The organism is Streptomyces sp. NPDC086989 (assembly GCF_044745505.1).
In the GTDB taxonomy this organism is placed as follows: domain Bacteria; phylum Actinomycetota; class Actinomycetes; order Streptomycetales; family Streptomycetaceae; genus Streptomyces.
In genome coordinates, this window is record NZ_JBIVAL010000012.1 from 90,987 (window position 1) to 104,215 (window position 13,229).

Sequence of the window (13,229 nt, forward strand, 5' to 3'; positions counted from 1 at the left end):
CAAATCTGTTCATCGGACAGTCACCCAAGGAAGCGGCAACCACGGTATGAGCGCGTCGAGAGCCATCGGACACCCCGGGCCGGGGGTCGTGCCGGGCGGTGGCGCCCGTCTGGCCGCCCTGGACGGCGTCCGGATCGTCGCCGCACTGTCCGTCCTCTGCTACCACTACCTGGCGCTCGACAGCGGCTGGGGAGAACCGGCCGCCTCCGTCTTCCCCGTCGCGAGCGCCTGCGCCGCCTACGGCTGGCTGGGCGTGGAGATCTTCTTCGTCGTCAGCGGGTTCGTCATCTGCATGAGTGCCTGGGACCGCGGTGTGGGCGAGTTCGCCGCCTCCCGCATCTCGCGTCTCTTCCCCGCCTACTGGGCGGCCGTCCTGTTCACGGCCGGCGTCCTGTTCGCCTGGCCGGAGGTGCGCGGGGTCAAGGCGTTCAGCGACGTGGTGGTGAACCTGTCGATGCTCCAGGGCGGCATGAAGGTGCCGCACATCGACGACGCGTACTGGACCCTCTTCGTCGAGCTGAAGTTCTACGCCCTGTTCGCGCTGGTCGTCGTGCGCGGCGTCACCTACCGCAACTGCGTGGTCTTCTGCACGGTGTGGACGGTGGCCGGCGTGGTGGCGCCCACCGCCGACAGCGGAGTGCTGTCCTTCTTCGCGATCCCGACGTTCTCGCCGTACTTCATCGCGGGGATCGCCTTCCACCTCATGCGCCGTTTCGGGCCCAATGCCGTCCTGTGGGGCATCGCCGGCCTCCAGTTCGTCCTCGCGCAGAGCTACGTCCAGGGCCGGATGATCAGCAACCTGGGGCGCGGCGTCGCCGCGCACACGCCGGTCTGGCCGGCCCACGTCGTCATCGCCTGCGGGTTCCTCGTCATGGCGGGGATCGCCCTCGGCGCCTTCGACCGGGTGCGGTGGCGCTGGCTGAGGCACGCGGGAGCGCTCACCTATCCGCTGTACCTGATCCACATGATGGCCGGGCTGACGTTCATCCACCACCTCCGCCACGACGTGCGGCCCGTCCCCCTCGTGCTGGGCGTGACCGCGGTCATGGTGGTGCTCGCCTGGCTCGTCCACCGGCTGATAGAGCGTCCCCTGGGGCGCCGGCTGCGCACCGGTCTGCGGCGCGCCGTGCACGACATCCGCCGGGTGTCCGCGCAGCCCGTACCGGTCCCGGCCCAGGCGGCGGCGCCCGGGGCGGAACGCATCGTCACGTGGGCGGGGCCGGGTGGCGGGCTCGCAGAGGACACTCGCCGTCATCCGTGGGGCCGGCGGTGAGGGTGCCTCCGGCCGGCCGGGGGCGTTCGTGCACGGACGACGGCACCACGTGTCGCCGTGCTACGCCTTCCAGAAGAAGACGGCCGTCATCCGCTTCTCCTCCAGGGTCTTGCCCCAGTAGCCGGTGGCGCTGTGGATCAGGTTCGCGGAGTAGAGCAGCAGCCGGTTGGCGCGGTGGGGGACCCGTACGTCCTCGGTGAAGGAATCCGGGGAGACGAAGCGGGTGCCGAGCGCGTCGACCAGGTTGTTGTGCGGCGCGATCACCTGGTTGCCGCCCAGGGCGCCGCCGGGCAGGCTCTGGCGGTAGAAGCTGGTCCCGCAGTCCTTCGGCACGTCCGGGTTGAGGTAGAGCACGGCGGCGTAGCGGCACAGGTTCCGCGAGTCGGTGTGCGGACGGGGCTCGGATTCGCCCTCGCCGACGACCTGGACACAGTTGTGGTTGAACGTGCCGCCGCCCGCCGGCCGTTCGGCCCAGATCTTCGGGGCGCCGGTCGACTTGCGCACCAGCCGTTCCACCAGCGCCAGTTCAGCGGGCTCCAGACCCGGCATGGCGCGCAGCCCCGGCCAGCTCTCGGGCTTGTGCGGATATCCCTCGGTCCAGTCGTCCTTGGCCAGGCAGCGCTCCCGTATGGCGGCCGGGTCCGGCAGTACGTCGTCCAGCACCCAGTAGTCGCGCCCGCGGGTCGGCTTGCGGTACGGCAGGACCGGGAGGGGAGGAGGTAGGGGCATGGGACGGACCGTAGTCACCGGGTCCGGGCGGCTCGCTCCACGGGGAGTCAACGTTGCGTCAATTGTTCGCCATGGCTGGGGGATCACGCAGACACGCCTGCGGGCCGGGCGCCCGCCGCCGGGCGGACCGGGTGGTTCACTGGCGGCATGCCGCTCGAAAACTACGGAGTGCTGTCCGGAACCCTGCACCGCCACTTCCGCGACCGGCCCGACGACCAGGGCCGCTGGTTCCACGTCCACCTGGAGGTCGACGCGCCCGCCGGCCGCTACGCGTGCGCCGTCGACGTGGACAGCAAGCAGTCCACGACCGGCGTCCAGTGGAAGGTCCTCACCCTGCACGCCTCGGTGCTCGACCCCGTCGCCTCGCCGGCCCCCGGCTACCACGACCTCGCCCGCACCTCCGGATCGGGCGCGCTCGACTACCTCCGGCACCCCGCGCTCGCGGACCGCCCCGGCTGTCTGCTGGGCGGCCACCCGCCGCAGTGGGTCCAGCGGATCCTGGACCGGCTGAACCCGCCCCGGCCCTGGACGACGGGCTCCTACCTGGAGGCCTCCCAGGCCCTGGAACCGATCCTCGTCGTGGGCCGGCAGGTCCTGGTCTTCGGCGAGCCGTTCGACGAGGGGCTCGGCATGCACGACATCCACCAGAACCAGGGCGACCCCTACGGCAGCCAGTGGTGGCCGGACAACGGCGTCTGGCAGGACGGGGCCACGATGACGCGCCGCCCCGACGGCCTCTTCGACGTCTTCATCTCCAGGTTCTCCACCCAGAGGGAACCCACCGACGCCGACGGCCACCCGCTCTGACGTACGTCCGACGGGCGCCTAGTGGGCCGCGCGACAGGCCCCGGACGCGATGTCCGCGGAGTAGCCGATCGCCTGGAGGCTCGCGGCGCAGCTGGTCTGGTTGCCGATCTGGCCCTCGTAGCACGCCTGCCCCACGCCGTCCGTGACCTGCTTGCCGTGCTGTACGACGTACTGCTCGCACTGCTGGACGCTGGTGGGGGCCGCCGCACCGACTGGCGGGACGGCGAGGAGGGCGCCGCCGACGGCCAGGACGAAACCGGCGAGGACGCTGGGGATACGGGCCGACGGACGCATGCGGATGCACCTGCTCTCTCGGTCGGTCACGCGGCCCGCCGGTGCGCCGGACCACGGGCGGGGGCGGCGCGGCGCGGGCGCCCCCGGGCAACGGCCCGTCGACGCACCGGTCACCCCGCCCTTCCGACGCTAGAACACCGGGCGGCGGGCCGCCACCGCCGCGCAGACCGCCGCGAGCGGCAGCTCCGCGCACACCGCCAGGGCCACGGCCGTCGCCCGGGCGCCGCCGCCGGACGCGGTCGTCACGTCGAACCAGGCGTCCACCACCAGCAGCGCCGCCGTCGCCGCGGCCAGGGGCGCCGCACGCGGGTCGCGGCGCCCGAGCAGCATCCCCGTCCCGGTCAGTCCGGCGGCCAGCAGGGCGTCCAGCCCGATCCAGGCGGTGGCCCAGTTCGAGACCTCCGCGCTCTGCGGCAGCGTCCTCGACAGCACCACCATCCAGGGCAGCAGGGCCACCCCGGCGCCGGTGAGCAGCGTGGCCGGACGGGGCATGCGGCGCGGCCGGCAGTGCGGGGCGACGAGAGTCATGGCGGTGGATCTCCTTCCGGTGCCGGCGGTCCGTCCCCCGGTACGAGGACCACTCTGGTCGCGCTGCGGACCGGAATCAGTAGCGGCACTGTCCGAACCGGGGGTGGTGCTGGCTACACCACCGGGCGGGCACCAGCGTGGTGGAGCGCCCCCGAACCGTGCGATTACCGTACGGGCATGGGACTTTCCGGGGCGCTGCGGCGTACCACTCGCCGACTCGCCGACCACGCGCCCTGGTCCGCGCGGGCCTGGCGGAGCACCGCCTTCACGACCGCCGCGATCCCGATGGCCGTGCCCGCAGCAGCCGTCTTCGCGTACACGGCGGCCGCCCCGGGCCGTGCCGCGCCCGCCCTGCTCGCGGTGCTGCTCCTCAGCCCGCTGCTCACCCTGCTCCAGCGCAGCCGGTTCCGGGAGCTGCTGGAGCGGGAGATACCGGCCGTCGCGCACGAGCACCGGCCGGTGAGCGCGCGGGGCCTGCTCGAACGGCTGCGCTCCGAGTCGACCTGGCGGCAGTACGTCTACCACCTGCTGGTCAGCCCGCTCGCCGGCGTCGGCGGCGCGCTGATCGTCCTCGCGTGGGCGGGCGGGGCCGCCTGCGCCGGCGTGTACGCCTGGGCCTGGATGCTCCCCGTCGACGAGCGCGGCATGGGCTGGACCCGGGACTACGACATCGTCACCGTGTCCGGCGGCCTGCTGCTCCTCGCCACCCCCTGGCTCGCCGGCGCCCTCGCCCGGGTCGACGCCTTCGCCGCGGCCGCGCTCCTCGGGCCCAACCGGGCCCGGGAGCTGGAACGCCGCGTCGAGGACCTCGCCGAGAGCCGGGCCGGTGTCCTCGACGCCGCCGACCTCGAACGCCGCAGGATCGAAAGGGACTTGCACGACGGCGCCCAGCAGCGTCTGGTCGCCCTCGCCATGAACCTCGGCATCGCCCGCGCCACACTGAGCGATCTGCCGCCCGAGGCGAAGGCCGTGATCGACGAGGCCCACCGCGAGGCCAAGGAGGCCATCGAGGAGCTCAGCAATCTGGTGCGCGGCCTGCATCCGGCGGTCCTGGAAGACCGGGGACTCGACGCGGCCCTCTCCGGGATCGCGGCCCGGGCGCCCCTGCCCGTCGAACTGAGCGTGGACCTGGCGCACCGGCCCGGACCCACCGTCGAGGCCGTCGCCTACTTCGTCGTGTCCGAGGCCCTCGCCAACGTCGCCAAGCACGCCAAGGCCGGCCGCTGCCGCGTGGAGGTCCGGCGCGCCGCCGACGTGCTGCGCATCACCGTCACCGACGACGGGGTCGGCGGCGCGGACCCGGCCGGGGGCACGGGACTGGTGGGCCTGCGCAAGCGCGTAGGGTCGGTCGACGGAAGCATCCTGATCAACAGCCCCCTCGGGGGCCCGACCGTCGTGACTGTGGAGCTGCCGTGCGGGCTGTGATCGCCGAGGATTCGGTGCTGCTGCGAATAGGACTGGTCAAGGTCCTTGAAATGGCCGGATTCGAGGTGGCCGCCGAGACGGGGGACGCCGAGGCCCTGCTGGCCGCCGTCGCCGAACACCGGCCCGACCTCGCCCTGGTCGACGTGCGGATGCCCCCGGGTTTCACCGACGAGGGCGTGCGCGCCGCCCTGATGATCCGCCAGGAGTGGCCGGGAACCGCGGTCCTGCTGCTCTCGCAGTACGTGGAGGAGCGGTACGCCGCCGACCTGCTGACGGGCCGGGTGGGCGGCGTCGGGTACCTGCTCAAGCAACGGGTCGCCGACGTGGAGGAGTTCATCGAAGCCGTCAAGCGGGTGGCGGCCGGGGGCACCGCCCTCGACCCGCAGGTCGTCTCGCAGCTGCTGCTGCGCCGCGGGGGCGTCGACCCGCTGGAGCGGCTCACCCCGCGCGAGCGCGAGGTGCTCGCCCTGATGGCCGAGGGGCGCTCCAACGCGGGGATCGCGGCCGGGCTCGTCATCAGCGAGAGCGCGGTCGCCAAGCACATCAACAACATCCTCGCCAAGCTCGACCTGCCGCAGGCCGACGGTGACCACCGGCGGGTCCTCGCGGTCCTGCGGTTCCTGGACGGCGCCTCGTGACCGGGGCGGCCGGCCGGTCCCGGTGGCGTCCGCAGCGGGTGGCGTGGACCGTGGCCGCGGCGCTGAGCGCGGTGCTCGTCCTCGTTCCGGCCGCCTGGCAGGGCTGGGCGTACGCGTCCACCGAGCACGGCACGCTGAGCGGCGCCAGCGGTGAACGGGCCGTGACCGCCGTGGAGATCGAGGCGGGTGGCGCCGACGTGCGCGTCACGCCCCGCTCCGACCGGCAGGTGGTCTACCAGGCCGACGTGCGCTGGTCGCTGACCGCCCCGAGGATCGAGGAGAGCTGGCTCGGTGACACCCTGAAGCTGACGCCCCGCTGCCCGGGGGCCGCGGGCCTCGTGGAATCCGGCCCGGGCTGCTCGGTCGACCTGGACGTGACCGTGCCCGCCGGCATCCCGGTGAAGGTGACGGCGGGCTCCGGCACGGTGTCCGTCAGCGGGCTGGCCGGCGCCGTCGACGCCGAGGTCGGTGCCGGGCAGCTCCTGCTGACCGCGCTGCGCGGACCACTGCGGGCGAGCGTCGGCTCGGGCTCCCTCGAAGCCTCCGGGCTCACCTCGCCGCAGGCCGACCTCCGGGCGGGGGCGGGCTCCGCCGTCGCGAGCTTCGCCGCCCCGCCGGACCGGGTCACGGCCCGGGCGGGAGCGGGGCGGGTCCGGCTGACCGTGCCGACGGCCACCCGTTTCCAGGTGACGGCCCGGGCGGGGACGGGCCGCTGCGACGTCGCGCCCGGAATGCACGACCCAGCGGCGCCGGGCCGGCTGGACATCTCGGCGGACTCGGGCCGCGCCGATGCGGGCTACTGAGGCACGCACCCCGGCAGGACGGCCCTACGGCCGGGGCCGGACGTCGGCGGCGAGGACGTAGCCGCCCGCGTCGACGTCGTCGCACAGGGCGCGGCACTCGCCGAAGAGCTCGTGGAAGTCGGGTTTGCGCTGCCATGTGCCGATGGCCTCCGGGTCCCGCCAGGACGCGAAGGAGACGAAGTGCGCGGGGTCGGCCGTGTCACGGACCAGGCGGGCGGAGAGGAAGCCGCCCACCGCCGCATCGGTCCAGGTCATGAAGGCGGTCCAGCGTTCGACGAACTCGTCTTCGCGGCCCTCCGACACGTGCCAGTTCCCCGCGGTCCAGTACCGGTCGCTCTCGGACATGACCCACCACCTCGGCGTGCGGCCCCTCCACCAGGCTAGCCGGGTACTCGCCGGCCACCAGCCGGGGCGGCCACGGACGGGTCCGTGGCCGCCGGGGCCGTCAGGCCTGGGGCGGGACCCGCGAGGGGCGGCCCCGGCCGCGGGTGAGGGAGTAGCCGAAGATGCCGGCGAGGGCTCCGAGGATTCCGCCCGCCGCGGTCCACACCCAGCGGTCGGACCACCGGCCGCCGGACCAGCCGTCGGCCGGTTCACCGACGGCCGCCGGCTTCTTGGCCGAACTCGCCGCGCCCGCCTGCGCGGTCCGGCCGATGCCGGGTACGAGCGGTGCCGCCAGGGCGCCGTCCACCGCGAAGGCGCCGCCCGTGTCCCGGGTGGCGGCCTCGACCTCGGCATGAACCGGAAGACCGAGGTCCTCCTCGGCCACGCCGACGACCGTCAGGCGGACGTAGTAGCTGCCGGGCAGCGGATCGTTGGCCCACGGCTCCGCACCCGGGCGCACGGTGCGCAGGGTGCAGGACAGCTCGACCGAGGCGGCCTCCCTGGCCGCCGCTGCCCGCTGCGTGCCGTACGTGCAGGCCTGGCGGCGGCGCAGCCCGTCGTAGACGTCGAGCTGCCAGGTGGAGGCCCCGTGCCGGTTAGCCGACGGAGGCAGTTTCACCGTGGCCTTGACCGTGGCCCGCTGCCCCGAGTCCAGCGGGACCACCCAGTAGAGGTAGTCGCCGGTGGACGCGTCGGCCGTGGCCCGCTGGCCCGGCCGGACCGGCGTGGCGGTACGGAAGGCGGTGCCGGCCTCGCTCGGCCCGGAGGCCTTGGCGCCCGGGCTCGCACTCGCGCTCGCCGACGGGGTGTCCGCCGCGGCCGCGGCGGTCGTGCCGAGCACGCCCCCGACGGCGAGGGCGGCGGCGGTCAGTATGCGTACGGTACGCATCAGTTCGTCCTCCAGACGGAGATACGCCAGCGGGAGATCCAGCCCCACAGCAGACCGGCGAGCAGACCGGCGAGCACCAGCACGCCGAGCAGCCACCAGCCGCGGCCGAGACCGAACGACGCCGCGTCGGCGGAGTGGTCGGGCCCGTCGACGACGTCGATGGTCAGCTCGACGGGCAGACCCGGGCTGGTCTTGACCGAGGCGGGCGCCGAGAAGGAGTTGCTGACCTGCAGGCAGACCGTCTCCGCGGCCGGCTTGCCGTCCCCGTCCGTCTCGTCGTCGGCCTCGGCCTTCGGGTAGCGCAGTCCGGTCGAGAGCATGTCGGTGCGCCCGTCACCCGCTTCCGACCCCCGGACGATCTCCCGGCCGTGCACGGTCGTCGCCCGCAGCATGACGCCGTAGTCGTTGTTGACCGCGCGGTCGGCGGCGATGCTCACCGAAGCGCGCAGCTCCTGGCCGGGCTTGACGTCCACCCGGTACCAGCGGTGCTCACCGAAGGTCTCGCGGTCGGTGTACAGGCCCGCGCCGAGCTGCGGGGCGCCCTGGCACTGCTTGGCACCCTCGGTCGCCACCGGGGTGAGGACCGGGGTCGCGGCCCGGTCCACCAGCTGCTTGACGCGGCCCGAGAGTTCGGCGGTGTGCTGCACCGAGGTGTACGTGCCGCCGGTGGCCTCGGCGATGCAGATCAGCTGGTTGCGCGTCTTGGCGTCGGGGACGAGCCCGAGCGTGTCGATGACGAGGTGGATGCCCTGGGCGGCGATGTCCCGCGCCACCTCGCACGGGTCGAGCGGGGCACACGTGTCCTCGCCGTCGGTGATGAGCACGATCCGCCGGGTGGCGTCGCCGCCCTTGAGGTCCTCGGCCGCACCCAGCAGGGCCGGCCCGATCGGCGTCCAGCCGGTCGGCGCCAGCGTGGCCACCGCTGTCTTCGCCTCGGTCCGGTCGAGCTTGCCGACCGGGTAGAGCTGCTTGGTGTCCTTGCACCCCTGCTGCCGGTCGTCACCGGGATAGGTGGCCCCGAGGGTCCGTATCCCGAGCTGCACCTCGTCCGGTGTGGCGTCCAGCACCTCGTTGAACGCCTGCTTCGCCGCGGCCATACGGGACTTGCCGTCGATGTCGGTCGCCCGCATCGAGCCGCTGACGTCGAGGACCAGCTCGACCTTGGGGGACTCCTTCGCCACCGGTTCGCCGGCGACGGCATTCGCCGGGAACAGCCCGACCGCCACAGTGGCCAACAGGCCACAGGCCCCGGCCGCCACCCATTTTCTTGTGATCATCGCCGGATCGTATTGAGGATCGACCGCCAAACCAAAACGTTCCCCGGGGAGGGGAGCGACCTGCGCTCCGCCCCTCCGACGGGCCGCCGCACCCGCTGCTCGCCGCCCGCAACCTCCTCACGGCGGAGACCGGGGACACGGCCGCGCCGCCGTCCCCCGCGGCCCGGCCCGTCCGGCACCCCGGCCGGGCGCTGCGTCCCGGGGTGCCCGCGGCTACCCTGGACCGGGGGGACGATCGGCACTGCCCGCCGGAGGCGACCTCATGAGACGACGCCATCACTTCCACATCGATCATGCGGGGCACTCCGTCAGCGCCACCGTCGAGACCGGCCGCCACGTCGAGGTGGAGATCCTGGTCGACGGCAAGGAGACCGGCCACGGCACCACCCACCACGACCGGCCCGTCACCGTACAGGTGGAACTGCCGACCGAGCCGCCGACACCGGTGTCCGTCCGCGCGACACCCGGGCCCGGCGTCCCCCGCTGCGTCCTGGAGGCAGCGGACTCCGTGCCCCAGGTCATGTCCCCGCGCCGTTACTGACACCCACCGCTACTGACACCCACCGCCCGCCGCCGTCGCCCGACGCGGACGCCGAGGGCGGCACGCACCCCGGCCGCGAGGCCGGGGCACGTGCCGCCCGGGGGTGGTTCAGGCGGGCGTCAGCTCACCTGGAGGGTGACGTCGTCGACGACGAAGGAGGTCTGGAGCGACTGGTCCTCCACGCCCTGGAACTTCAGGGTGACGCTCTGGCCGGCGAACCGGGACACGTCGTAGCTCTTGAGTACGTAGCCCGGGGCCGCGTCCACGTTGGACAGGGTCTCCAGGGTCTGGCCGCCCACCGAGACGGTGAACCGGTCGTAGACCACGTTCTCGTTCTCGTCGGTGTCGATGTGCAGGTAGAAGGCGAGCCGTGCCGAGGCGCAGCCGGCGGGCAGGGTCAGGGCCTGCACGGCGCTGTCCGTGTGGGAGGCGCCGTAGCCGTCCAGCCACGCCATGTACGAGCCGCTGTGCGAGACCTGGCCCGACTGGTTGGTGACGACCCCGGCCGTGGCGGTCCACGGGCTGCTGCCGTTCTCGAAGCCGCCGTTGGCGACGACCTGCTTCGGGGTGCACGAACCCCCGCCGCCGACGGTCAGGGTGTAGGTCGTGCTGTGGGTGACCGTGCCGGTGCCGGTGACGGTCAGGGTGTAGGTGCCGGCCGTGGTGCCCGCGCCGACCTGCACGCTGAGCGTCGAGGAGCCGCCGGACTGCACGGAGGCCGGGCTGAGCGTCGCGGTCACGCCGGCCGGGGCGCCGGAGACGGACAGGGCCAGTGTCTGCGGGCTGCCGCTCACGGTCGTGGTGTTCACCGTGGAGGTGACGCTGCCGCCCGGGTCGGCGGAGCCGGCGGCCGGGGACGCGGCGATCGAGAAGTCCTGTGCCGGGGTGCCGCCGCCGACGGCCTGCTTCCAGATCGCGTAGGCGACGCCGTCGGCGCTGCGGTCCAGGACCGTGGCGTTGATGTTGTTCGTCGTGTCGCAGGAGCTGTGGTAGCAGGAGTCGTACGCGGCGTTCGCGGTGCCGCCCCACTTGGCGGCCTGCGCCGAGGTCTTGCGGGCGCTGGCACCGGCCGCGTAGCCGGAGGTGGGGATGCCGCCCTGCTGGAAGGAGTAGTCGTCACTGCGGCCCTGGCCCTCGGTGTTCTCCTCGGGGGCGAGGTTCAGCGAGGCCCAGTACGCCTTCAGCGGCGCTGCCGTCGTGGAGTTGACGTTGTTGATGAAGTAGCCGCCGTTCGGCGAGCCGACCATGTCGAAGTTGTAGTAGCCCTTGATGGCGGCCTTCTCGGCACTGCTGAGCCGGCCCACGTAGAACTCCGAGCCGTTCAGGCCCTGCTCCTCGTCGGTCCACCAGGCGAACCGCACGTGCTTGGTCAGCGTGGGGTTCTTCTGGGCGAGGACGAGCGCGTTCTCCAGCAGGGTCGCGGAGCCGGAGCCGTTGTCGTTGATGCCCGGGCCCGCCGAGACGCTGTCGAGGTGGGCGCCGAACATGACGGTCTGGTCGGCAGGGCCGCCGGGCCAGTCCGCGATGAGGTTGCTGGACGGGTAGGTGCAGGAGGTGCAGTTCTGCTCGGTGACGGTGAAGCCGGCGGCCTGGAGCTTGCCCTTGATGTAGGCCACGGACTGGGTGTAGCCGGCGCTGCCGGCCCGGCGGTTGCCGCCGTTCTGCGAGGCGATCGTGTTCAACTGGGCGAGGTGGGCCTGGACGTTCGCGACGTTGACGTCCGGGGGATCGGTCCCGGGCTGGGTGCTGCCGACGTTCAGCGCGTAGTCGACGGTGTGCGCGAGGCTCGGGCCCTGGCCCTTGACCGTGACCGTGGAGGAGCCGGGCGCCGCGTTGGCCGTGGCGGAGAGGGTCAGCGTCGATGACTGGCCGGACTGCACGGTGGCCGGGTTGAAGGAGGCGCTCACCCCGGCCGGCAGGCCGGTGGCCGTGAGGGTCACCTGCTGCGCCTGGCCGGTGGTGGTGCCGGTGGTCACGGTGGTGGTGACCGAGGCCCCCTGCTGGACGGTGCCCGAGGACGGGTTCAGCGCCATCGAGAAGTCGTCGTTCTGGCCGCTCGGGGTGCAGGTCGGGTCACCGGACTGGGCGGGCACGCTGATCGCGTCCCAGGCCGCCTTGGTCCGGGTGAAGAGGTTGCAGGTGGCCGGGTCGAGCGACTTGGCGGAGCTGAGGGTCGCCGTCCGGTACTTCTTGTACGACATGCTGCTGGTCTTGAGCAGCATCCCGCCGTAGAAGATCTTGCCGGCGGTCTGCACGCCCACGCCGGTGACCGCGGACTGGTTGCAGGTGGGGCTGTTCGGCTTGCCGCCACCGGGGCTGCTGCCTTCGGCCAGCAGGTAGAACCAGTGGTTCAGCGGACCCGCCGCCGCGTGCACCTCGGTGCCGGGGATCGCGGAGCTGTAACAGGCCGGGTCGTTGTCGACGGCCGGCGGGTTGTACATGTTCCGGATCGGACCGCTGCCCGTGAGGTTGATCATCTCGCCCACGGTGTAGTCCGGGGTGTCGTACGGGGCCGGCTCGTTGGCGTACGCCTCGGTCAGCGCGCCGAAGATGTCGCCGGTGCCCTCGCCGAGCCCGGCCTCCTGGCCGCTGGTCCCGCCGGGGGTGTTGGAGTCGATGGCGTGCCCGTACTCGTGGCCCACCACGTCGATCCCGGCGATCCACTCGTTGGCGCTGTTGTGCCCGATGGTGACCGAACTGCCGTCCCAGTAGGCGTTGAGGTCGCCGAGGCCCACCTTGCCGGGGAAGCTTCGGCCGTTGCCGCTGACGCCGTTGCGGCCCAGCCACTGGCTCAGCATGTCCCACTGCTTCTGCGCCGCGAACATGAGGTCCGTGCAGCCGGTCTCCTTGGAGGTCGGGTTGCCCGTGCCCCAGGAGTCGGAGGACTTCGTGAACACGGTGCCGTTGTCGTAGTCCGCGCAGCTCAGACCGGGCCGGTTCGGGTCGCGCAGCGAGTACGAGCCGCCCGAGGCGGTGGTGTCGACGCTGAGCGGGTTGGGCCCGTTCCACTTGCTGCTGCCGCTGCCGGCGACGACCTCGTCGTGGCGGTCGACGACCTTTCCGGTGCGGGCGTCCACGAAGACGTGGAGTTTGCTGGGCGCGGTCCTGGTGCTGCCGGAGAGGACGGTCTCCCAGGCGAGGACCGGCTTGTCGTCCTTGATCTTGACGACGAGCCGGCTGTCGAGCACCTTGTCGACCCTGGCCAGCTCCGCGCGCGACGTGGCCTCGGCCGCCTTGGCGGTGACCGAGGGGGTGGTGGCCACGTCGACTGCGGTGGTGGAGGCCGACTGGACGGCGCGGACGCGCCCTTGGCCGTCGGCGAGGACGACCGCGTCGCCGCCGACGACCGGCAGGCCGCGGTAGCTGCGCTCGTAGGAGACCGAGTACAGGTCCTGCACCCAGGGGGTGACCAGGCGCCGGTCGTACTGCTGCTGGGGCGAGTTGACCAGGGTGTCGAGGCCGCTGCGGACGGCCGCGTCGGCGGCGGCGACCGCCCGCTCGGCGGACGTCGGCCGGGGAGAGGGTGCGGAACGGGCCTGTGGCGAGGCGGACGCGGCGGTGGCCAGCGTGCCGGCGAGGCTCGCGGTCAGCGCCATGGCCGCCACGGAAGCCATCCATCTGGTGGGCTGCAAGAGTCCACT

Annotated in this window: 13 protein-coding genes; 6 read left to right on the forward strand and 7 right to left on the reverse strand. The window is 73.0% G+C overall.

Annotated features, from left to right (window positions below; translation table 11 throughout):
- The first annotated feature begins 46 nt into the window (after positions 1-46).
- A complete protein-coding gene (locus tag ACIPK4_RS27485; RefSeq protein ID WP_402317088.1) occupies positions 47-1,273 on the forward strand; it encodes an acyltransferase family protein in 1,227 nt (408 codons plus the stop codon).
- A gap of 60 nt (positions 1,274-1,333) precedes the next feature.
- On the opposite strand, the gene ACIPK4_RS27490 is transcribed toward ACIPK4_RS27485, so the two are convergent.
- Positions 1,334-2,002, reverse strand: coding sequence for a DUF6445 family protein (locus ACIPK4_RS27490; RefSeq protein WP_402317091.1), 669 nt, complete (start codon positions 2,000-2,002; stop codon positions 1,334-1,336).
- A 147-nt stretch (positions 2,003-2,149) separates the two neighbouring features.
- On the opposite strand from ACIPK4_RS27490, the gene ACIPK4_RS27495 reads away from it, so the two are divergent.
- Entirely contained in the window at positions 2,150-2,809 is a 660-nt protein-coding gene (locus ACIPK4_RS27495; RefSeq protein ID WP_402317093.1) for a DUF2278 family protein, read from the forward strand.
- 18 nt (positions 2,810-2,827) lie between these two features.
- Here the strand turns inward: ACIPK4_RS27495 and ACIPK4_RS27500 are convergent, their stop codons facing one another.
- Positions 2,828-3,103 (reverse strand): hypothetical protein, encoded by a 276-nt coding sequence (locus tag ACIPK4_RS27500; RefSeq protein WP_402317095.1) that lies wholly within the window; start codon positions 3,101-3,103, stop codon positions 2,828-2,830.
- Positions 3,104-3,232: 129 nt separating this feature from the next.
- Entirely contained in the window at positions 3,233-3,631 is a 399-nt protein-coding gene (locus tag ACIPK4_RS27505; protein WP_376203097.1) for a hypothetical protein, read from the reverse strand.
- 177 nt (positions 3,632-3,808) lie between these two features.
- On the opposite strand from ACIPK4_RS27505, the gene ACIPK4_RS27510 reads away from it, so the two are divergent.
- From ACIPK4_RS27510 to ACIPK4_RS27520, 3 genes are read left to right on the forward strand one after another with little or no spacing between them, the layout of a single operon-like run.
- Entirely contained in the window at positions 3,809-5,056 is a 1,248-nt protein-coding gene (locus ACIPK4_RS27510; RefSeq protein WP_402317098.1) for a histidine kinase, read from the forward strand.
- Positions 5,044-5,694: a response regulator gene (locus ACIPK4_RS27515; protein ID WP_402317100.1), complete on the forward strand. Its 651-nt coding sequence runs from the start codon at positions 5,044-5,046 to the stop codon at positions 5,692-5,694. Before ACIPK4_RS27510 ends, ACIPK4_RS27515 begins: the two co-directional genes overlap by 13 nt.
- On the forward strand, positions 5,691-6,497 hold the full coding sequence (locus ACIPK4_RS27520; protein ID WP_402317102.1) for a hypothetical protein: 807 nt from the start codon (positions 5,691-5,693) through the stop codon (positions 6,495-6,497). Before ACIPK4_RS27515 ends, ACIPK4_RS27520 begins: the two co-directional genes overlap by 4 nt.
- 24 nt (positions 6,498-6,521) lie before the next feature.
- Here ACIPK4_RS27520 and ACIPK4_RS27525 read toward each other — a convergent pair whose 3' ends face one another.
- The 3 genes from ACIPK4_RS27525 to ACIPK4_RS27535 all read right to left on the reverse strand — a co-directional run bounded on the left by ACIPK4_RS27525 (position 6,522) and on the right by ACIPK4_RS27535 (position 9,047).
- Positions 6,522-6,842, reverse strand: coding sequence for an antibiotic biosynthesis monooxygenase family protein (locus ACIPK4_RS27525; RefSeq protein ID WP_402317104.1), 321 nt, complete (start codon positions 6,840-6,842; stop codon positions 6,522-6,524).
- A gap of 100 nt (positions 6,843-6,942) precedes the next feature.
- A complete protein-coding gene (locus ACIPK4_RS27530) occupies positions 6,943-7,770 on the reverse strand; it encodes a hypothetical protein (protein WP_402317106.1) in 828 nt (275 codons plus the stop codon).
- Complete coding sequence (locus ACIPK4_RS27535) at positions 7,770-9,047, reverse strand: VWA domain-containing protein (RefSeq protein WP_402317108.1); 1,278 nt, start codon at positions 9,045-9,047, stop codon at positions 7,770-7,772. The genes ACIPK4_RS27530 and ACIPK4_RS27535 overlap by 1 nt, the downstream gene beginning before the upstream one ends.
- A gap of 262 nt (positions 9,048-9,309) precedes the next feature.
- On the opposite strand from ACIPK4_RS27535, the gene ACIPK4_RS27540 reads away from it, so the two are divergent.
- Positions 9,310-9,588 (forward strand): hypothetical protein, encoded by a 279-nt coding sequence (locus ACIPK4_RS27540; RefSeq protein WP_054225102.1) that lies wholly within the window; start codon positions 9,310-9,312, stop codon positions 9,586-9,588.
- A gap of 119 nt (positions 9,589-9,707) precedes the next feature.
- On the opposite strand, the gene ACIPK4_RS27545 is transcribed toward ACIPK4_RS27540, so the two are convergent.
- The gene (locus tag ACIPK4_RS27545; RefSeq protein WP_402317457.1) at positions 9,708-13,193 is read right to left on the reverse strand and encodes a M28 family peptidase; all 3,486 of its coding nucleotides are present in this window, start codon (positions 13,191-13,193) and stop codon (positions 9,708-9,710) included.
- Between the last annotated feature and the right edge of the window lie 36 nt (positions 13,194-13,229).